The following is a 20,539-nucleotide window of genomic DNA, read 5'->3' as shown; positions in this document are numbered from 1 at the left end:
GGTGCTCAACTGGCCATGGATTGCCGATGCTGCCGTACGCGGTGCCGTACGGCGCGCCGAAAGCATGCAAGCGCCGGATGGATCTCCTCGCGCCAGCGCGGCCCCGAGAACAGGTCGTAATGATCGCACTCGCGGATCGAGAGCCGCATGCGCATTGCCTCCGGCACGCGCGGGCATAGAGCATGCGCCGCATGCGTCTGGCCTGCGCCGGTGATGTCGTCCCGGTCGCCTTCCACCGTCGCGAGCGCCGTATCGACGAGCGCGTCGCCTCGCACGCGCTGCCCGCCGACTTCCCACGTGCCGCGTGCGAGCCGTTGCTCGCGAAAGACGACCCTGACTGTGTCGAGAAAGTAGTCCTCGGTCATGTCGAGTACGGCCGCATATTCGTCGAGCGCGCGTTGGCTTGCGGCGATCCGAGCGGCGTCGTGGCTCACGCGGCTCGCCCAATAGCGAGACTCGAGCGCAAGCTGTCGGTGCGGGTGCGCCGCCACGATCGCCGCATGCTGCAGATAGCCGGGATAGACGCGTCGTCCGGCGCCGCGATAGCCGCTCGGTACCGTATCGATGACGGCCCACCGGAACCATTCGACGTCGTGCGCAGTGGCGAGCCGATCGATCGAAGTCGGATTGAACCGGGTGTCGATCGGCCCCCCCATCAGCGTAAGGCTGAGCGGGGCGGGCTCGCCGCGCGCCGCGAGCAGCGCGGCAGCGGCAAGCGTCGGCGCCGTGGCCTGACAGACCGCAATCACGTGCAGGCGCCGCGGCCCCGCGCGCAGCATGAAGCGCTCGAGCGTCAGGACATAGTCGTCGAGGCCAAATGCACCATCCGCGAGGGGCACGTCGCGCGCGTCGGCCCAATCGGTTACATAGACATCGCTCTCTTGCAGCAGCGTTTCCACGGTCTCCCGCAGCATGACCGCATGGTGCCCGGCCAACGGCGCGCAGAGAAAGATCGCGTCGTGCGGGGAGTCGGCCGGAGCAGCACCGGGTTGCCGCCGGGAAAAGAGCCGCAGCGCGCAAAACGGCGTACGCTCGACCACCGTTTCGTCGATGGCGATGCGTTCGCGGCCGTTGGAGATACAGGTAATGCCGAAGGGCGGCGGCGCCGGGGGGCGCTGAAAAAAGCGCCATAACCAGCCATAGCCGGGCAGGCCGACCGGTTCGTCCGTCCGGGCTGGCAGGCCGCAGAGCTGCCCTACGCAGGCGGACCAGACGCCGGCCGCCCGTGCGAGCGCGCGTTGCGCTTCCAGCCAGTCGTAGAGCATAGCCGTCTCCTCTCGGCGCACCCGGCGCACCCGGCGCGCGGCGCCGAACCGATCAGCTATTTTGCAGACCGGGCGTATCGGCTGGCAAGCCTACGGTTTGAGCGAGGATCGGCAGTTCGTCCTCGTTCAGGCTCAGTGCATCGGCCAGCAGCCGATGATCGATCCAGCCGCGCACGACGTTCGCGAGCCCGGCCGACGCGCAGTAAAGCGCGGCGTTTTCGGCAATGGCGCCAGCGGCCACGGCCGAAAACGTCTCGCGCAGCGGCGCGGGCATGTCGAGCAGCTTCGCGGCGCGTACCACGTAGACGAGATCGAGCGGAGCGGCACCGACGAAATCCTGATAGCCGGTCATGTTGCGCGCATCGATCGCGCGCTTGAGTACGAGCCGGTGCGCGTCGGGCTCGTAGCGGTAGACGCCTTGCGGCAGCGCGGCATAGACGTCGATCTCGTGAAATCCGTGGGCGGACGGTGCCGTATGTCCACCGCTGATCGGGCGATTGATGCCGTTTGCCGCCCACAGCAGCTCGCCGAGCGTGGCAAGCGAGAGCGCGTGGGGCGAGAATTCGCGCGTGCTCGAACGAAACGCGAGTGCGGTCATCAACGGCAGGCCCGAGCGCAGATCGGGGCGCGGCAGCGTAATCACGGACACGGCCTCGCCCGTCGCTGGGCGCGCCGTGAGCGCAGGGGCGGGTTCGTAGCTCAGAAGCGGGTTGTCGCTCATTGCAAGGCTCCTTCGAAGGCGCAGCCGAGGCAAATAGTCCGCGCCGCGCGAGATCAAACCAATCGTTTAACGCTTCGACGATAGCGGCGGCGCGCCGGGCGGTGCTTGACCTCGGTCAACGTCCGACCGGTGCTTTCCCGCCCCGGTGCCGATCGGGTGCCGCTGTTGTTGTACTATTGGGCGTTTTTGTCCAACGTAACCAGTCACGCATGCTCGATTTCTTTCGCAATCACAAGCGCCTGATGATGCTCATGCTCATCCTCGTCGTCGTGCCGGGGCTGGGCTTCGTCGGCATTCAGGGCTTCCGCGGGTTCTTCGACGAAAGTGCCAACGTGGCAAGCGTCAATGGCCACAAGATCGCCCGCACCGAGTTCGACAACGCAATGCGCCGCCAGCTCGACCAGGCTCGCCAAATATTGGGCGCCAATTTCGATGCGAAAATGTTCGACACGCCCGAGCGGCGTCGCGATCTGCTCGACAGCCTGATCCAGCAGCGCGTGCTCGCCGACGAAGCGCAGCGCGAACACTTGACCGCGTCGGACGACGCGGTACGCCGGGCGCTGCTCGCTGACCCGACGATCGCGTCGCTGCGCAAGCCGGACGGCTCGATCGACGTCGCGCGCTACACGGAGCTGCTGGCCATGCAGGGGATGACGCCCGACCAGTACCAGGAACGCGTGCGCTACGGCCTTTCGCTCGACCAGGTCCCGGACAGCATCCAGTCGAGCGCATTCACGCCGAAGAGCCTTGCCGAGCATCTGGCGCAGTTGGCCGAGCAGCAGCGCACGGTGCAGTCGCTCGTGCTGCGCGCGGCCGACTATGCCGCGAAGGTCCAGCCTACCGATGCACAGCTTTCGGCCTATTACGATGCGCATAAGGCCGAGTTTGCGGCCCCGCAGACGGCGGCGATTCAGTACGTGGTCTTTTCGCCCGCCACGCTTGGTGCGGGCATCGCCGTGTCCGAAGCCGATGCGAAGAAATACTATGACGACAACTCGGCGCGCTATACGACGCCCCGCGAAGTACGCGTAAGCCAGATCCTGATTTCGGTGCCCGCCGGCGCGAAAACGGACGCTGATGCCAGCGCGAAGAAAAAGGCGCAGGAGGTGCTGGCGGAGATCAAGGCTCACCCTGACCAGTTCGGACAGATCGCGCAAAAGACATCCAACGACCCGGGCTCGGCTTCGAAGGGCGGCGATCTTGGCTGGTCGACGCGCGACGTCCTTACAGGCGACAAGGCGTTCGACTCGGCGGCCTTTGCACTGAAAAAGAAGGGCGACGTCAGCGATCTCGTTCGTACCTCGTTCGGGTATCACATCATCATGCTGACCGACGAAAAGCCGGCCGTGGTTCAGCCGTTTGCGCAGCTCAAGGACCAGATCGAGAAGGATCTGAAAATGCAGCAGGCCGCGAAGACCTACACCGAGCGTTCCGATGCGTTCACCTCGACGGTCTACGAGCAGTCGAAGACCCTGCAGCCGGCGGCTGACAAGTTCAAGCTGACGATTCAGACCGCCGCGGTCACCGACAAGCCGAACCCGGCGCTGCCGCCCGACAGCCCGCTCAACAACCCGAAGTTCCTGGCGGCGGTGTTTGCCGGTGATTCGATCAAGGACCGCAACAATACCCAGGCGATCGACGTCGGCAACAACACGCTGATCTCTGCGCGCGTGACCGACTACAAACCGGCCGCCACGCCGCCGCTCGCATCGGTCAAGGACGCCGTGCGCACACGCTACGTGGCCGAGCAAGCCGCCGAGCTCGCGCGCAAGGATGGCGAAGCGAAACTGGCGCAGTTGCAAAAGTCGAATTCGGCCACAGGCTTCTCGACGGAAGCGAAGGTGTCGCGTACCGATCCGCAGGGCGTCTCGCCTGCGGCGATGTCGGCGATCTTCAAGGCAAACGCGACCAAGCTGCCCGTCTACGTGGGCATGGATCTGGGTAACGGCGGCTATGGCATTTACCGTGTGAACGCGTTGGTTCCTGCTGCACCGATCGATGCGGCGCGTCTGGCGGCTGCCCAGCAGCAGATCGCGCAGGTGAACGCGCAAGGCGAGATGCAGGCCTACATCGATTCGCTGCGCGCGCGCTCGAAGGTGAAGCTCTACGGCTCGCTCGACACAAAAGCGTCCAGCGGCGACTGAGCGGCGCTCCCGATAGTCTCCGGGCGGGCGACGCTCCCCGCCGCAACGAACCCCGCATCGCGCTTCGCGCCGGTGCGGGGTTCGTTTTTTCAATGTCCGGCGTTGCGCCGCAAGAGTGGGGCTAGCACGGGCCACACATTGTCGAGCAACATCGGTTGGGCCTGCTGAGTCGGGTGCATCTGGTCCTGCTGGAACAGATCTGACCGATTTTCGATGCCCGCCAGCAGGAACGGCACGAGGTCGACCCCGAGCTCCTTCGCGAGCGAGCCGAAGAGTGCGTGAAAGCGCTGCGTATAGGCAGGACCGTAGTTCGGCGGCACGTACATGCCGACGAGCACGACCTTTGCCTTCGCCTGCTTGGCCGCGCTGACGATCGTGCGCAGATTCTCTTCTGTTGTCGCGAGCGGCACCCCGCGCAATGCATCGTTCGCGCCCAGCTCGACGATGACGACGGCGGGCTTGAGCCGTGCGATGACCGCTGGCAGGCGTGCGCGGCCACCGCTCGTCGTGTCGCCGCTGATACTCGCGTTCGCGACGCTATAATCGATCCGCTCGTCGGCCAAACGCCGGCGCAAGAGCGCGACCCAGCCTGTGTCTCGCGGCAGCCCGTATTCGGCGGAAAGGCTGTCGCCCAGGACCACGATTACCGGCTTGGCGCGCTCCGCCGCGTGGGCAGGCGCGGAGGCGAAGGCTGCAGCAGCGGCTGCAACCGCCAGCGACAGCGCAGCAGTCGTACGACGCGATACCGCGGCGAGCGAACCCACTCTCGAGCGATGCTTCTTCTTCATGCAAAAACAAGCCGATCCGATCATTGAAGTACGAAGTTTGAGCAAGAGGGTCAAGGATGCCACGGGCGAGCTGACTATACTCGACGGCATCGAGTTCGATGTGATGCCGGGTACGAGCGTGGCGATCGTCGGTGCGTCGGGCTCCGGTAAATCGACGTTGCTCGGGCTGCTCGCGGGGTTGGACAATCCGAGTGCGGGCTCCGTTCGGCTGTTCGGGCGCGAACTGGCTGCACTTTCGGAAGATGAACGCGCGCGGCTGAGAAACGGTGCCGTCGGGTTCGTCTTTCAGTCGTTCCAATTGATGCCTCACTTGACCGCGCTCGAAAACGTGCGGCTGCCGCTGGAACTGCAAGGGGGCGTATCGTCGCGCGAAGCGACGCAGCGGGCGCGAGCATTACTCGAGCAAGTCGGGCTTGGCGAACGCGTCGGGCACTACCCGAAGCTGCTCTCGGGCGGCGAGCAGCAGCGCGTGGCGCTCGCCCGCGCTTTTGTCACACATCCGGCCATCCTTTTCGCCGACGAACCTACGGGCAGTCTCGACGCCGCTACAGGGCATGCCGTCATCGACCTCATGTTCAGCATGAACGCGGCTCACGGCGCCACGCTCGTGCTCGTGACCCACGACATCGAACTCGCACGCCGCTGTTCACGCATCGTTACGCTCGACGCAGGCAGGATCGCGGCGCACTGAACCTCTGATCTGCGGCCGACGCGGCGCACTGCAGGAGCCGCCGCGCGCCTTCATGGCGGAAGAGGGCGGACGACACGACCATGTTACCGAACCGGCCACCCGCAACGGGTGCCGTGCCGGCGCCAGCCGGAGAGGTCGTGGCGAGGAAAGCAATAAGAACGGGCACTTTTCGCAAGGCGGACGAGCACAACGTTCCTATCATCGAAGCCAAGGCCAATAGCCGAGTTGCTTTCGACCACGCCCTCGCGGATGACAGATCACCTGCTCGGCAAGTGCCTGGTCCCTGGTCATGCCGAGCCCGCTGCCACAGTAGATTCGATATTCCCAAGTATTCATGAACCCCAATCCTCTGTCTTTCTCTCAAAACGTCCATCAGGAGTTGAGTGTGACCGTTCGCGGTGCCCTGATGCAGCTCGGTGTTCCGGATCGCATATTAGATGACTTTGATTCGCATTCGACGATATCGATCGAAACCGAGGGCGGGGCGGTCATCAATATCTCCGTGTCAGACGATCGGCTCTTTATCTGGTCCCCGATAAAAATCAGTGAAGAGCGATTGATAGACGGTTCCGCGGTCGTGCTTCCGATCATCACGACTCCGATGAGGGACATCGAAACGGGACATCTGACGCTGGGCAGGTGCAACGATGGTTTCGAGTTGAAAGGGCTCGTGAACGTCGAAGCGCTGGCGGGGGACCGGCTCCATGAGGTCATAAACGATTTCTACGGCGCCTTGCGGGTCATTGCTGGGTGCGCATAGGGGAGGTGGATCGTGCTGACGATCAATACGAGCAACGTCAACGTGGTTGCGGGCGGCAACGGCCCTCAAAGCGAACCATCGCTGCCCGCGAAAGAGGTAAAAAACTCTTCGAGCCTGATGCGTTTCAAGGAGGTTGCGGGATTCGTCGCGCGGATGATGCCGCGAGAAAGGCGTGGGGAGGCGGGCGTTCACCCCAAATATTGGCTTGAAATCAGAGACCCGAAGCACCGCGATCGCATCTCGTTGAGCGGATTCGATTCGCAGTCCGGCGCCTTCGGTGCATGGCAGGACGATCGTCATAACCGGCTGGGCCTGTTCGAATGGATCGATCGACACCCTGAAGTTGAAGTAAGCACGCTCAAGGGCGGCCCCAAGCATCCTTTTTCCGAAAAAGTCGGCTACATCCACTACTTGCAACCGAGCGAGGCTGCCAGGTACCGGGTCGATATTTCGTGCGGGCAGTGGACGACAGGGGGCGCATTGTTGGATACGACCCAACTGCCGGGCAAATCGGGGATGAAAGGTCACGCGGCGCTCGTTATTCATGCGAATGGCGAAGTCTTCGTTCATCCCTATGAGAAAGGGAAATGGCAACATACGTCCACCACGGGGGCGCGGGCAGTCCTGTCGGCCGGCATGGTCGCAATCGAGCAAGGGAAGGCCAAATCGTTTCATTTGGACTCCGGACATTACATGCCGGGAACGCCTCAGTTGAAAAACTTTCTGGAAAAGATGGTTGAGAAAGGCGTGGCCGTGGCTGGATTGGATATTCATGCGAAAGATATGTCCCGGAACGAGATCGAGGCGCTGATCGATAGGTGTGCCAGCTAGTCGCTTGGCGCGACAGAGTGTCGGGGTGCTGCGGTAACCTGCGAGAAGATTTTATTTTCTTTTGATTTCGGCGAATTATATGAAGGAAATTCAGGCATTGCATCGCCCTGCGGTTGTTGCATCCGACGATCTGAATATCGGACACCAGCAAAGCATCGACGTGAGGGCGGTACGGAACGTCAGTGATGGTTGGACGCCAGCTGGCGGCTCCTCGATCCGCAGAAAGCTCGATGCTTACGGGGTGGACGATAATAGACCGACGTTGAGTCGACTTAATGATGGCAAGTACAATGTTTTTATCAAAAAAGATAAATCCGGGTCCCCCAATTTATCTCAAGGCGCTTACGTATCCAAGCGGGGCGAGGATGAATACGGCAGCTTTAAATGGCTGAATCCGAAAGGCCTGACAAAATATCAGACGAAGGAAGTTGCCGTGGTCAGCTTCAGTAGCAAGGCGGAGCTCGAGCAGCTTGCTCGCACCTACGCCGAGAGGCCGCTGCCGGAATTTCTTGTCAAGGTTCTCAACGGGGAAGATTGCCTGGATACGAATTTATACGAGAGAAGTCCGAGGTTGGCTGACTTCGTGCCTCCGCTCAGCGACTCGCAGCATGGGTATCTGATTGCACCCAATACGCCATACTGCGGCAAAAGCGTTTTGGATACTTACGTCCATGCGCCCGAAACGCTTAAAAACAGCCGGGACGGCGTCATCCTGTGCACTTACGCCATACACCCCGGCATACAGTCGGCCTTCCTCGAGGGGCGGAACCATAAATCCGGCCTCGAAAAACTGGATGCTAGCACGCCGACGACGCAACGAGAAATCGACAATAAGACAAATGTCGAGTCCCTGACCAGTATTTTGAGTTTGAAGAAAGAGCATCTTCCCCAGCTCGAAAAGTTGAGGGAAGAGACGTTGCGGCATTTGCATGATGTTTATGCGGTAGATGAAAGCGACAGTGTCAGGATGTTCTTTCATTTCCCCGTCGCCGAGAAAACCGCCACCCTTCATCTGCACACCTGGGTCAACAAGGGTGACCACCCACTAAATGAGCCAAGATCTTTCGATCTCGATACAATTATCGATCATCTTCGCTCCGGCGGCGATGTAGACGATCTCGTGTTGAATCGAAATGGAGGGTCATATTTCTTGCCGACCTCGGATTCCATCAAAGATATTTCCGGCATCCCCTTCAAGGGTATTCGCGATAATACCCTGAATCTTCCACTGTAATTCTTGCTGGTGCAATAAACTATGAACTCGATCCAAGGGTTGCGTGGCGCTATGGTTCCCCCTCTGACTGAGGCTCGCGACCGGCAGGCGCCGACTATCGATGTAAGCGCGGCGCGTAACATCCAGGTTGGTCCGAATCAGGAGGGGAGATCTGCGATTCATGGGACGCTGAACGCTTATGGGATAGACGACAATCGCGAAAAATTGAGCGCCGTTAACAAGGATGCATATAACGTATTCGTCAAAAAAGACGGATCTGGAAAGTCCGATCTGGCGCACGGCGCGTATGTATCGAAACGCGGGGACGACGAGTACGGGAGTTTCCGATGGCTGAACCCCAGATCCTTGAAGAAATACCAAACGAATGATTTGGCCCAGGTGAAATTATCGTCTCGCCATCTCGATGCCCTGCGGGAGACGTACAAAAACGAGAATGCCACCCAGTTCCTGGTCGACGTTCTACGAGGACAGAAGCTCGGCGACACCGTATATGGTGAGGTCTTCAAGAAAAATCCCGAGGCTTTTTACTATTCTGCGCCTATGGATCGGGGCAATGGATTTCTTATCTACCCCAATATTCCCTATATGTCGGAGAACTATGTAAATGGGAACATTTCGAACCTTACCCAACGGCGGGAAGGCGTGCAACTGACGGCCTGGGCAGTTCACCCGGCGCTACCTCACGATTTGATCGATGAAATTAGTGGAAACAAATCGGCGGCAGAGGAACAAGCCCCCCGGAGCGAGGAATTAAATCAGAAATCTGCCGAGATTAAATCGGGTATCAAATCGCTGACTTCCATTTTGGACTTGGATGGGGGCGACGTGGCGATGCTGGAGAAGCTGAAATCCGATATTCTCGATCATTTGTCCGAGGTCTATGGGGCATCGGATCAAAAAGACAAGATTAACCTGTTTTTTCATTTTCCGGTGGCGACTTCGACAGCCACTTTGCACCTCCATGTGTGGGTGAACAAGGCGGATCATCCGCTGAACGAGTCGAGAGAGTTTGGTGTTGACGATGTGATCCGGCATCTGAAATCCGGCCAGAGCATCGACAGCTTGGTTCTGGCCAGGAACGATGGCAAATTCACCTTGCCCACGAGGGACGGACTGCATGAAATCAAAGGAATGCCGGAGAGAGGCGCCCCGGCGCCGGACGATTACAGGAAACTCGCGCTTCCCGGGGTATGACGGTTCGCATCCCGGCCCTGCGCGTCCGTAGCATGCGGGCCAGGCTGCAGCCGGGCCCGCCCGCAGTGGATTGGTTCAGCCGCCGAGTCCCCCCGCGCGCCGCGCGCGCGCGATCAGCGTCGAGGTGGACGAGTCGTGCTTGTGCGCGTCGAATGCCTGTGCGGTCAGATCGGCCTCGACGACCTTGCCGAGTATTTTCCCGAGTTCGACGCCCCACTGATCGAATGGGTTGATGTTCCATACCGTGGCTTGCACGAGCACTTTGTGCTCGTAAAGCGCAATCAACGCGCCTAATGCGCGCGGCGTGAGCGCGTCGAGCAGCAGTGTGGTCGACGGGCGATTGCCGGGGAACACGAGGTGCGGCGCCAGCTCGGGTTTGTCGGGTCCGGCAACCTTGCGCGCTTCTTCCTCCGTGCGCCCGAGCATGAGCGCCTCGCTCTGCGCGAAGCAGTTGGCCAGCAGCTTCGGATGATGGCTTGCGAGCCGATGCTCGGGCCGCAGCACTGCGATGAAATCGATGGGGACGATCGTCGGCCCCTGATGCAGCATCTGGAAGAACGCATGCTGCCCGTTGGTGCCGGGCTCGCCCCACGTGATCGCGGAGGTGGGATAGTCTACGAACCGGCCGTCGAGCCGCGCGGATTTACCGTTGCTCTCCATTTCGAGTTGTTGCAGGTACGCCGGCAGAAAGTGAAGCGCCTCAGAGTAGGGGGCGACCAGATAGCTCTGCGAGCCGAAGAAGTTGCGGTACCAAATGCCCACGAGCCCCATTAGTACGGGCAGATTGCGCTCGAGCGGAGCCTCGCGAAAATGCGTGTCCATCGCGTCGGCCCCGTCGAGAAGGGCGTCGAAATGCTGTGGCCCAACCGCGATCATGATCGAAAGGCCAACGGCCGACCAAAGCGAGTAGCGGCCACCGACCCAATCCCACATTTCGAAGACGTTGTCCTTGTCGATGCCGAACTTCACGACTTCGGCCGGATTGGCGGAGACGCCGACAAAATGCTTCGCCAATCCGCTCTCGGGGCAGCCTTTTTCGATGAACCAGTCGCGCAGCGAGCGCGCATTCGTCATCGTTTCGAGTGTCGTGAACGTTTTGGAGACGATGATCGCAAGCGTTTCCTCGGGATCGATGCGATCGAGTACGCGGGCCAGATCGGCTCCGTCGACGTTCGAGACGAAATAGGTCGACAAGCCCGGCGCCTTCAGATGATCGAGCGCGTGCACGACCATCTTCGGGCCGAGATCCGAGCCGCCGATGCCGATATTGACCACATGGCGGATGCGCTTGCCCGTGTGGCCCGTCCATGCGCCGCTGCGCACCCGTTCGGCAAAGGCGGCCATCCTGGCGCGCTCGGCCAGCACTTGGGCGTGGAACGGCGCATCTGCGCTCGCGGCGCGCAGCGCCGTGTGCAGGGCGGCTCGGCCTTCGGTCGGATTGACGACCTCGCCGTTGAACATGGCGTCGCGGCGCGCCTCGACGCCCGTTTCGCGGGCAAGCGCGACAAGCAGTTTCAACGTTTCGTCGGTTACCCGATTCTTGGAAAAGTCCGCAACGAGCCCGGCGCCCTCGAACGTCAGGCGTTCGGCGCGGGAGGGGCTGCCGCTGTCGGCGGCAAACCAGTCGGCAACGCGGGCGTCGCGGATCGAATCGTAATGCGCGGTGAGCGCGGTCCAGGAGGAAAGCGAGTTCGGCGTCATAACTGTCCGTCGGTGGAAGGGGCTCGAACGAAGGCTGCGCCGGGCGCGGGGCTGCAGCCTGTCTATCATCGCTTCGCGTAATGCCGCTCATGCCCGCAGGGGCGAGCGGCCGAAGCGAGGCGCAATCGCGCGGTCGATCAGTATAGCGGCGTTGGATGCCGTCCCGCAGCATCGCGTGCGCATGAATGCCGTGGCAGGCTGGGCAGGCCGGGCGAAGTGCTGCGGCGCGGGGTTATCATCCGATCATTGCGCACGCGGGAAGATGCCATGATTCGTTCTGCCATGATTCGTTCGACTCGTTCATTTGCCCGAACAGGCCTCGCGGCGCTCCTTTCGCTCGCCGCCGCGGACGTGCTGGCCCAGGGCACCGCGCCCAGCGGCATCGATTACGCGAATGCGGCGTTTTCGATCGACGGCCAAAGGCTGCAGCTCGCCGGCGGCCAGCGCGCTGCGCCTGCCGTGCCGGGATCGGCGGCCGAGCGGCACACCAGAGTGGTCGGAACGCCGGCCTTCGGTACGCTCGCGGGACTGCCGGCTGCGGCGGTGTTCGTTGCCGACGACGGCGGCGGCTCGGGTCAGTTCTTCTATGTCGGAGTGGCGTTCGGCAACGGGCACGCTACGGTTCCGGCACCGATTGGAGACCGGATCCAGCCACGCTCGATCGTCTTCCGCGGCGATCGGCTCGTGGCGACGTTTCTCGATCGGCGCCCGGGAGAGCCCATGGCGAGTGCGCCCACGGTGCCCAAAACGGTCGTTCTTGCGTTCGACGCGGCGCGGGATGCGCTCGTCGAAACGCGCGATGCCGGCGTTACTCCCGGGGCGGATAAACGAGGCGATTGAGCAATGTGCGAACGGCCGGAGCGAGTTCGCCGGCGGCGAGTCCCGCGGGCCCGCCCCCCCGCGCCGTCAGGGTTTCGGCCGCCAGCCCGTGCAGATAAACGCCCGCGAGCGTGGCCTCGAACGGCGGCAGTCCTTGCGCGAGCAACGCGCCGACGATGCCGCCGAGCACGTCCCCTGTGCCTCCGGTTGCTAGAGCCGCATTCCCGGTGGGGTTGACGGCTGTGCGGCCATCGGGGCTTGCGACGACCGTGCCCGCGCCTTTGAGCGCCACCACGGCGCCAAAGCGGGTACAAAGCGCGTGGGCGGCCGCGATCCGGTCGCGTTGAACGGTGGCGGCATCCACGCCGAGCAGGCGTGCCGCTTCGAGCGGATGCGGGGTCAGCACGCACGCGGCGCCCGACGCGCCGCGGCTGGCCAGCGCCTCCGCCAGATGCGGCGCCTGCCCGAGCAGATTGAGTGCGTCGGCATCGATGATCATGGCGGTGTCGAGCGCGAGCACGTCTGCGAGCGTATCGGCCGCGCGGGGGCTCGTGCCCATTCCGCAGCCGATTGCGAGCGCGTCCATGCCGCCGAGCGGCAGGCTATCGAGCGGGTGCAGCATCAGCTCGGGAAACGGTGGATCGTAAGGCGGCGCTCCGGCGCCCAGCAAGGCGACGTGTACTTTGCCCGCACCGGCGTGCAGGGCCGCGCGCGCCGCGAGGATCGGCGCACCGCACATGCCGGTGTCGCCGCCGACCACCGCCAGGCTTCCGAACGTGCCCTTGTGCGACGCGAACCGGCGCGCGGGAAACGCGCTCGCGAAAAGCGATGGCGCATTGAGGCGAGTGATGGCCCAATCGGCTCGATCGGCTCGATCGGCCCAATCTCCGCCATCCGCGCCGCACGACGCAGCGATGCCCAGTGGCGCGACCGTGACGGTGCCGGCAAGATCGCGCCCATGTGTCATGTAAAGCCCCGGCTTGGCGCCGATGAACGTCACGGTATGCGAGGCGCTTGCCGCGACAGCGCCGCCCGCGACGTTGCCGGTGTCGCTGTCGAGCCCGCTCGGCACGTCGAGCGCGAGCACATGGCCCTTGCCCCGGGCGCGCGCGGCAATGCGGGTGGCGAGCGCCGCGAACGCGCCGTCGAGCCCGCGCGCAAGGCCTATGCCGAACAGGCCGTCGACGAGCCAGCCGTACGCGTCGAAAGATGGGGGCGGCACATGCGAGATCGGTACCCCGGCCGCGCGGGCGCTCGCAAGCGCCCAACGCGCGTCGGCAGGCTTTGCCTCCGCGGGCATACACACCTCAACCGCGATCCCCGCCTTGTGCAACTCCGCGGCGCACACGAGCGCATCGCCGCCGTTGTTGCCGGGCCCCGCGGCGAGCCATACGGTCTGGCCGGCGCCGAGCGAACCGTCGTGGCTCGCGATCTCGCGCAGGCAACGTGCGGCGGCGGTGCCTGCGCGGGCCATCAGGGTGTTGGCTGGCAGGCCGGCTGCCGCCTGCGTTTCGATCTCGCGCAGTTGCGCGGCCGTGTACAGCGGCACGGGCCGTTCTTGCGGATTGACGAGAAGAGGCGGGGCGGACGAAGCGGCTTCGGTCATGGCGGTGGGAGTCCCGGCTCCGGCATGGACGACAGGAAAAGGTGCGCTCGGCCGGGCTGCCCCCGAGAAGGCGGCTCAGTCGGCGAAACGATCCACGCGCAGCGCGGCAAGCGTGTCGGATGGCACGCTCGACTCGGTGCCGCTCACGAGGTCTGCGATCACTCTAGCAGACCCGCAGGCAAGCCCCCAGCCGGCAGGGCCCTGAGCGAGGTTGACATATAGCCGCGGGTGGAGCGCCTGACCGATCACGGGCAGCCCGTCGGGCGATAGCAGTTGAATGCCGTCCCAGGCATGAGCGGCCGAGATTTTTGCCGCGCCGGGAATCCAGTCGTGGGTAGCTTGTGCGAGCGCCGCCGTTGCCGCTTCGGCAAGGGCTGCGGGCACCGGCTTTTCCAGCTCCCGCGCCGGCTGCACGATCGCGGCGCCGGCCACGCGCACGCGCTGATTGGCTCGCGTCATCGTGATGCGCCGAACCGTATCGACGATGGCCATGTGCGGCGCGCACTCCTCGTAGGCGATCGGTGCCGTCAGGGCGAAGACGCGCGCCGGGTGCAAGGGCAGCTCGAGACCGGCGCGGGCGAGCAACGGCAGGCTGCCGGCGCCCGCGGCGACGACGATCGCATCGGCCGAGACCACGTCGACTTCCCGCGCGTTCGCACGTGCTCCCGTGATCGGCGTCAGTTCGACCGCCGCGCGGTGACTGTCCAGTCGCAGCGCCTCGACAGTGCGGCCGAACATGAATTGCACGCCCGCACGCTCGTCGAGCACCTGCTTGACGAGTTTCGCGAAGAGCGGGCAGTTGGCCATGCGCTCCTGCTCGAACATCACGCCGCCGGCGAAGGCCGGCTCGGTCGGCACCGAATGCTCGATTTCCGCGCACTGGCTCGCCGACAGCACATGATGGTGAACCTCGAATTCGCGCAGCAGGTCGAGGGCCGGCTGCAAGAGGTCCCACTCGCGCGGTTCGCGCACCACGTGCAGCAGCCCGCTGCGCTGCTCGAACTCGAAGCCGAAGCGGGTCTCGATCGCGCAGAGGGTCTCGCGCGAGACGTCGACGAGCGGCTTGAGCAGCCGGTACTGGTCGCGAAAGGCGTCGGGCGCCTGCAGGCGCCCGAGGCGCTGCATGAACCGGCGCGTGTCGCGGTTCAGGCCGGGTTTGTAGACGATGCCGCTTTTCGGGCTGCGCGGCGCCTTCGGGAAAACGGGGCCGAACCAGACGTCGAGCGGGGTGGGCAGGATCGCGCCGCCGTGGCCATAGGTGGCGCCCTGGGCGACGGTCGCGTGGCGCTCGATGACGCAGACGCGGTGTCCGGCCGTATGCAGTTGGTATGCGGTGGCGACGCCGACGACTCCGCCGCCTATGACGATAACATCCATGAGTGTTGGTTCGGAGCCCGGCAATGCGCGACAGTGCCGCAAACGGCGCGCCGCGTCCTTGTCGCGCCCGGTGCGCCGCGGCCCGCGCATGAAGCGCCTGGCTGCCGCAGCGCCCGCGCGCCGATGAAGCAAACCGCGCATGATAGCGCCAAACCGGGCGATACGCCTCGCCCGCGCGGGCGAAACGGTGTTCCCGTCGCGCGTCGCGGGCACACGAAGATCCGCTGTCCGCCCTTATTGGAAGGCGACTTCGGGGTATAATCGCGGTCTTCCTTACGCCTCATGTCGTTCCGCATGCGCGAGCGGTCGAATGCGCATCGGTCGGCTCATCGACGCCCACGTCCTTTCATGGCTCACTTCTCGTGTTTTCCCGGTGCCTCGGCACTGTCCGACTTCCGTCAAACCCGCCTGCTCGAAACGCTCTCGCGGATCGACCCGAACATCGTCGGCGTGCGCGGGCAGTATCTGCACTTCGTGAACGCGTTGACGCCGCTCAGCGAAGCGGACCGCGAGCGCATCGAGGCGCTCGTTCATTACGGCACGCCGTTCGCGGCGGGCGAGGCGCGCGGCGCCACGGAGACGTTCCTCGTCGTGCCTCGCTTCGGTACCGTCTCGCCCTGGGCGAGCAAGGCCACCGATATCGCGCATCACTGCGGGCTCACGCACGTACGCCGCATCGAGCGCGGTATCGAGTACACGATCGTGCTCAAGGCGGGGCTTTTCGGGGTAGGCGGGAAAAAAACGGTGTCGGACGAGGCACGCGCCGCGATCGCGGCCGCGCTGCATGACAGGATGACCGAAAGCGTGCTCGGCTCGCGTGACGACGCACTGCATCTGTTCGACGAGTTGCCGGCCAAGCCGCTCGCGACCGTCGACGTTCTCGGCGCCGGTCGCGGGGCGCTCGAGCGGGCCAACGCCGAGTTGGGCCTTGCGCTGGCCGAGGACGAAATCGACTATCTCGTCGATGCGTTCCGCAAGCTGGGGCGCAATCCGAGCGACGTCGAGCTGATGATGTTCGCGCAGGCGAACAGCGAACACTGCCGGCACAAGATTTTCAACGCGCAGTGGACGATCGACGGCGAGCCGCAGGACATGTCGCTCTTCCAGATGATCAAGAACACGGAGAAACTCAATCCGCACGGCACGATCGTCGCCTATTCGGACAACTCCGCGATCATGGCGGGGGGCGAGGCCGAACGCTGGTTCCCGCGCCGCACCGGTGCGGACGGCTCGGGCGAGAGCGGCGAAAGCGAGCGTTATGGGCGCCATGTCGAGCAGACCCACACGCTCATGAAGGTGGAAACGCATAACCACCCAACGGCCATTTCCCCGTTCGCGGGCGCGGCCACGGGCGCGGGCGGCGAGATTCGCGACGAAGGCGCCACCGGCCGCGGCGCGCGGCCGAAGGCCGGTCTGACGGGCTTTACCGTGTCGAACCTGATGCTTCCCGACGCGATCGAGCCGTGGGAGAACGCGCGCGACGCGGCCGCGCCGCTGGCGGAGCGCAATCCGGCCGACACCGTCGGGCCCTACGGGCGGCCGGAGCGCATCGCCGCACCGCTGCAGATCATGATCGACGGCCCGCTCGGCGGCGCCGCCTTCAACAACGAGTTCGGCCGGCCCAATCTCGGCGGCTATTTCCGCGTCTACGAACAGAATGTCGGCGGCCAGGTTCGCGGTTACCACAAGCCGATCATGATCGCGGGCGGCATCGGCAACATTTCGGACGGGCACACGCACAAGGAGACACTGCCGGCCGGCTCGCTGCTGATTCAGATCGGCGGCCCCGGCATGCGCATCGGCATGGGCGGCGGCGCCGCGAGTTCGATGGCCACGGGCGCGAATACGGCCGAACTCGACTTCGATTCCGTGCAGCGCGGCAATCCTGAAATCGAGCGGCGCGCGCAGGAAGTCATCAACGCCTGCTGGCAGCTCGGGGAGAAAAACCCGATTCTGAGCATTCACGACGTGGGTGCGGGCGGGCTGTCGAACGCGTTCCCGGAACTCGTGGACGGCGCGGGCAAGGGTGCACGCTTCGAGCTGCGCCAGGTGCCGCTCGAGGAAAGCGGGCTGTCTCCGCGCGAGATCTGGTCGAACGAAGCGCAGGAGCGCTACGTACTCGCGATTGCGCCGGCCGATCTGCCGGCGTTCGAAGCGATCTGCGCGCGCGAGCGGTGCCCGGTCGCCGTGGTCGGCGTGGCCACCGAGGAGCGCCAGTTGCAGCTCATCGACGCCCAGGCCGAGGGCGCCGCGATTTACCCGGTCGACATGCCGATGGACGTCCTGCTCGGCAAGCCGCCGCGCATGCACCGCGACGTCGAGCGCGTGAAGGCCGTGCGCGCGGACGTAGACGTCACGGGGCTTTCGCTGGCCGAACTGGCCGTCTCGGTACTCAAGCACCCGACGGTTGCGAGCAAGTCGTTCCTCATCACGATCGGCGACCGCTCGGTGGGCGGAACGAGCGTGCGCGACCAGATGGTTGGACCGTGGCAGGTGCCGGTGGCCGACTGCGCGATCACGACGATCGACTATGCGGGCTTTCGCGGCGAGGCGATGACGATGGCCGAACGCACGCCGCTCGCCGTCATCGATGCGCCGGCTTCGGGTCGTATGGCGGTCGGCGAGGCGATTACGAACATCGCGGCGGCGCCCATCGCGTCGCTCGACAAGCTCAAGCTCTCTGCGAACTGGATGGCGGCATGCGGCAGCCCCGGCGAGGACGCGGCCCTTTTCGACACGGTGAAGGCGATCGGCATGGAGCTGTGTCCGGCCCTCGGGATCAGCATTCCGGTCGGCAAGGATTCGCTGTCGATGAAAACGAAATGGGACGAGCGCGGCGTGGCAAAGGAAGTTGCCGCGCCGGTTTCCCTCATCATCTCGGCGTTCGCGCCCGTGGAAGACGTCCGCGGGCATCTGACGCCGCAGTTGCGGCGCGCGAGCGAAGTCGGCGAGACGGTGCTGATCGCGATCGATCTTGGGCGCGGCAAGCTGCGGCTCGGCGGCAGCATTCTGGCGCAGGTGACGCAGCAAGTCGGCGACGCGGTGCCTGACGTGGACGACCCGGAAGACCTCAAGCGCTTCTTCACCGCGGTTCAGTCGCTCAATGCCGGCGGTTTGCTGCTGGCGTATCACGATCGCTCGGACGGCGGCCTGTGGGCGACCGTCTGTGAAATGGCATTCGCGGGGCATACGGGGGTGTCGCTCAATATCGACATGCTGACGCTCGACGCCTCGCACGAATTCGATTACGGCGACGCGAAGGACTGGGCGAAGCAGACGAGCGGGCGCCGCGAAGATCGCACGCTGCGGGCGCTCTTTGCCGAGGAACTCGGCGCGGTCGTGCAGGTTCGCGCGAACGAGCGCGACACCGTACTCGCGAAGTTGCGCGAGCAGGGCCTCGGGGCCTGCTCGCATGTGATCGGCAAACCGAACGAGCGGGACGCGATCGAGGTCTATCGTGACGCGAAAAAGATCTACGATGCGCCGCGCGTCGACTTGCAGCGCGCCTGGAGCGAGGTGAGCTGGCGCATTGCGCGGTTGCGCGACAACCCCGCCTGTGCGGATGCCGAATACGATGCACTGCTCGACGCCAGCGATCCGGGCATGGTGCCGCATCTCGCCTTCGATCCGGCCGAAGATGTGGCTATGCCGTTCATCGGCAAGGGGGCGCGCCCGCGCGTGGCGATTCTGCGCGAGCAGGGCGTAAACTCGCATCTCGAGACCGCGTACGCGTTCGATCGCGCGGGCTTTGACGCCTATGACGTGCACATGAGCGATCTGCTCGCGGGGCGTGCCACGCTGGCCGATTTCTCGGGCGCGGTGGCGTGCGGCGGCTTTTCGTACGGTGACGTGCTGGGTGCGGGCGAAGGCTGGGCCAAGACGATCCGCTTCAATCCGATGCTGGCCGAGATGTTCTCGGCGTTCTTTGCTCGGCCCGATACGTTTGCACTCGGCATCTGCAACGGCTGTCAGATGATGAGCAGCCTGGCTTCGATGATTCCGGGCGCCGAGGCATGGCCGAAGTTCACGCGCAACAAGTCCGAGCAGTTCGAGGCGCGTTTCGCGCTCGTGCGCGTGGAGTCTTCGCCGTCGCTCTTTTTCGCCGGTATGGAAGGCTCGCGGATTCCGGTGGCCGTGGCTCACGGCGAGGGCTTCGCCGATTTTTCCCAACAAGGCGATGCCGCCCGTGCCGCTGTGGCGATGCGCTACATCGACCACCGGGGCGAGGCGACCGAGCGCTACCCGTTCAATCCCAACGGCTCGCCGCAGGGGATCACGTCGGTGACGACGCCCGACGGCCGTTTCACGGTACTGATGCCGCACATGGAGCGCGTGCATCGCACCGTGCAGATGAGCTGGCATCCCGAAGGGTGGGGTGAAGCGAGCCCGTGGATGCGCGTGTTCCGCAACGCACGTCGCTGGCTCGGCTGACGTCGCCCGCGCGGGCCGGGCTGTATCCCCGGCTCGCGGGCGCGGGCATTCATGCGTATGGAGCGCGCCGCAGGTCGAACGACAAAGAACAAAGCCGCCCGAGGGCGGCTTTGTTCGTTCTGATCGACGAGAGCGGGGCCGAGCCGAAACAGCGCTCGCCGCTCGTCACTGAATCTTCGCGCGGGCGCGCAACTGCTGCTCGAAGGCCTGCAGCCGTTCCTGCTCGATCTGTTGGCTGATTTGCGGCTTGACCTGCTCGAACGGCGGCGGTGCGATCGGGCGGGTATCGTCGAGGCGGATGATGTGCCAGCCGAACTGCGTATGCACGGGCGTATCGGTGATCTCGCCTTTCTTGAGATGCTCCGAGGCCTCGGCGAACGGAGGAACATAGGCCTTGGGATTCGACCATTCGAGGTCGCCGCCGTTCTTCGCCGAACCCGGGTCTTTCGAGTACTGCTTGGCGAGGTCTTCGAAGCTGGCACCGCCCTTGATCTTGGCGATGAGGTCCTTTGCGGTCTTTTCATCCTCCACGAGGATGTGGTGCAGATGCAGTTCCTGGCCGGCGGCTTGCTTGACGAGTTCGTCATAGCGGCCCTTCACCTCGGCGTCGCTCGGCGCATGGCTCTTCACGTAGTTCTCGATGAACGCCCGCAGCACGACCGTCTGTTGCGCCACGGCTACTTGCGCCTTGACCTCGGGCCGGTTCGCGATGCCTTCGCGCAGGGCTTCCTGCATCAGAATCTCGCGGTTGACGAGTTCGTCGCGCACGGCTTGCTGCAGTTGCGGCGAATCGGGCTGGCCTTGCTGGGCGAGCTGGGCGATGAGCGCGTCCGCGCGGGACTTGGGAATCGGCGAGCCGTTGACGACGGCGATGTTCTGGGCGAAGGCGGGGGCTGCCGCGAACGCGGCCAGCAGCACCCAAAGACGGGTTTTCTTATAGGTCATCGAAAGTTCCTAACGGTCCTTGCTGGAAAGGT

General features: G+C 64.3%; 15 protein-coding genes. 8 read left to right on the top strand and 7 right to left on the bottom strand.

What is annotated here, in order from left to right:
- Positions 1-5: 5 nt before the first annotated feature.
- Positions 6-1,265, bottom strand: a complete 1,260-nt coding sequence (phaZ, locus tag U0034_RS00720) for a polyhydroxyalkanoate depolymerase (RefSeq protein ID WP_085230495.1) — start codon at positions 1,263-1,265, stop codon at positions 6-8.
- A gap of 52 nt (positions 1,266-1,317) precedes the next feature.
- The gene (locus U0034_RS00715) at positions 1,318-1,986 is read right to left on the bottom strand and encodes a nitroreductase family protein (RefSeq protein WP_085230494.1); all 669 of its coding nucleotides are present in this window, start codon (positions 1,984-1,986) and stop codon (positions 1,318-1,320) included.
- Between the two features lie 209 nt (positions 1,987-2,195).
- Here U0034_RS00715 and U0034_RS00710 point away from each other — a divergent pair, with 209 nt between their 5' ends.
- On the top strand, positions 2,196-4,130 hold the full coding sequence (locus U0034_RS00710) for a SurA N-terminal domain-containing protein (protein ID WP_085230493.1): 1,935 nt from the start codon (positions 2,196-2,198) through the stop codon (positions 4,128-4,130).
- Between the two features lie 89 nt (positions 4,131-4,219).
- Here U0034_RS00710 and U0034_RS00705 read toward each other — a convergent pair whose 3' ends face one another.
- The gene (locus tag U0034_RS00705; protein ID WP_085230491.1) at positions 4,220-4,918 is read right to left on the bottom strand and encodes an arylesterase; all 699 of its coding nucleotides are present in this window, start codon (positions 4,916-4,918) and stop codon (positions 4,220-4,222) included.
- On the opposite strand from U0034_RS00705, the gene U0034_RS00700 reads away from it, so the two are divergent.
- From U0034_RS00700 to U0034_RS00680, 5 genes are all read left to right on the top strand, one after another.
- Positions 4,917-5,609 carry an ABC transporter ATP-binding protein gene (locus U0034_RS00700; RefSeq protein ID WP_085230490.1) on the top strand — a complete coding sequence of 231 codons (693 nt, stop codon included), beginning with the start codon at positions 4,917-4,919 and terminating at the stop codon, positions 5,607-5,609. The genes U0034_RS00705 and U0034_RS00700 overlap by 2 nt on opposite strands.
- Before the next feature lie 334 nt (positions 5,610-5,943).
- Positions 5,944-6,369 (top strand): InvB/SpaK family type III secretion system chaperone, encoded by a 426-nt coding sequence (locus tag U0034_RS00695; RefSeq protein ID WP_085230488.1) that lies wholly within the window; start codon positions 5,944-5,946, stop codon positions 6,367-6,369.
- Between the two features lie 12 nt (positions 6,370-6,381).
- Positions 6,382-7,200 carry a hypothetical protein gene (locus U0034_RS00690; protein ID WP_085230486.1) on the top strand — a complete coding sequence of 273 codons (819 nt, stop codon included), beginning with the start codon at positions 6,382-6,384 and terminating at the stop codon, positions 7,198-7,200.
- A 79-nt stretch (positions 7,201-7,279) separates the two neighbouring features.
- On the top strand, positions 7,280-8,434 hold the full coding sequence (locus U0034_RS00685; protein WP_085230485.1) for a m7GpppX diphosphatase: 1,155 nt from the start codon (positions 7,280-7,282) through the stop codon (positions 8,432-8,434).
- A 21-nt stretch (positions 8,435-8,455) separates the two neighbouring features.
- Positions 8,456-9,628 carry a hypothetical protein gene (locus tag U0034_RS00680; protein ID WP_085230484.1) on the top strand — a complete coding sequence of 391 codons (1,173 nt, stop codon included), beginning with the start codon at positions 8,456-8,458 and terminating at the stop codon, positions 9,626-9,628.
- 75 nt (positions 9,629-9,703) lie between these two features.
- Here the strand turns inward: U0034_RS00680 and pgi are convergent, their stop codons facing one another.
- A complete protein-coding gene (gene pgi, locus U0034_RS00675) occupies positions 9,704-11,329 on the bottom strand; it encodes a glucose-6-phosphate isomerase (RefSeq protein WP_085230483.1) in 1,626 nt (541 codons plus the stop codon).
- A gap of 267 nt (positions 11,330-11,596) precedes the next feature.
- Here pgi and U0034_RS00670 point away from each other — a divergent pair, with 267 nt between their 5' ends.
- On the top strand, positions 11,597-12,169 hold the full coding sequence (locus tag U0034_RS00670; RefSeq protein WP_139831222.1) for a hypothetical protein: 573 nt from the start codon (positions 11,597-11,599) through the stop codon (positions 12,167-12,169).
- Here U0034_RS00670 and U0034_RS00665 read toward each other — a convergent pair.
- Entirely contained in the window at positions 12,138-13,754 is a 1,617-nt protein-coding gene (locus U0034_RS00665; protein ID WP_085230480.1) for an NAD(P)H-hydrate dehydratase, read from the bottom strand. The genes U0034_RS00670 and U0034_RS00665 overlap by 32 nt on opposite strands.
- Before the next feature lie 75 nt (positions 13,755-13,829).
- Positions 13,830-15,131 (bottom strand): FAD-dependent oxidoreductase, encoded by a 1,302-nt coding sequence (locus tag U0034_RS00660; RefSeq protein ID WP_085230560.1) that lies wholly within the window; start codon positions 15,129-15,131, stop codon positions 13,830-13,832.
- Positions 15,132-15,479: 348 nt separating this feature from the next.
- Between U0034_RS00660 and purL the strand changes: the two genes are divergently transcribed.
- Entirely contained in the window at positions 15,480-19,562 is a 4,083-nt protein-coding gene (gene purL / locus U0034_RS00655) for a phosphoribosylformylglycinamidine synthase (protein ID WP_085230478.1), read from the top strand.
- A gap of 165 nt (positions 19,563-19,727) precedes the next feature.
- Here the strand turns inward: purL and U0034_RS00650 are convergent, their stop codons facing one another.
- Positions 19,728-20,507: a peptidylprolyl isomerase gene (locus tag U0034_RS00650; RefSeq protein WP_085230476.1), complete on the bottom strand. Its 780-nt coding sequence runs from the start codon at positions 20,505-20,507 to the stop codon at positions 19,728-19,730.
- Between the last annotated feature and the right edge of the window lie 32 nt (positions 20,508-20,539).

It is taken from the genome of Trinickia caryophylli (assembly GCF_034424545.1).
Taxonomy (GTDB): Bacteria; Pseudomonadota; Gammaproteobacteria; order Burkholderiales; family Burkholderiaceae; genus Trinickia; species Trinickia caryophylli.
Note: the sequence above shows the minus strand (reverse complement) of the source record. Positions and strands in the feature narration are given on the sequence as shown.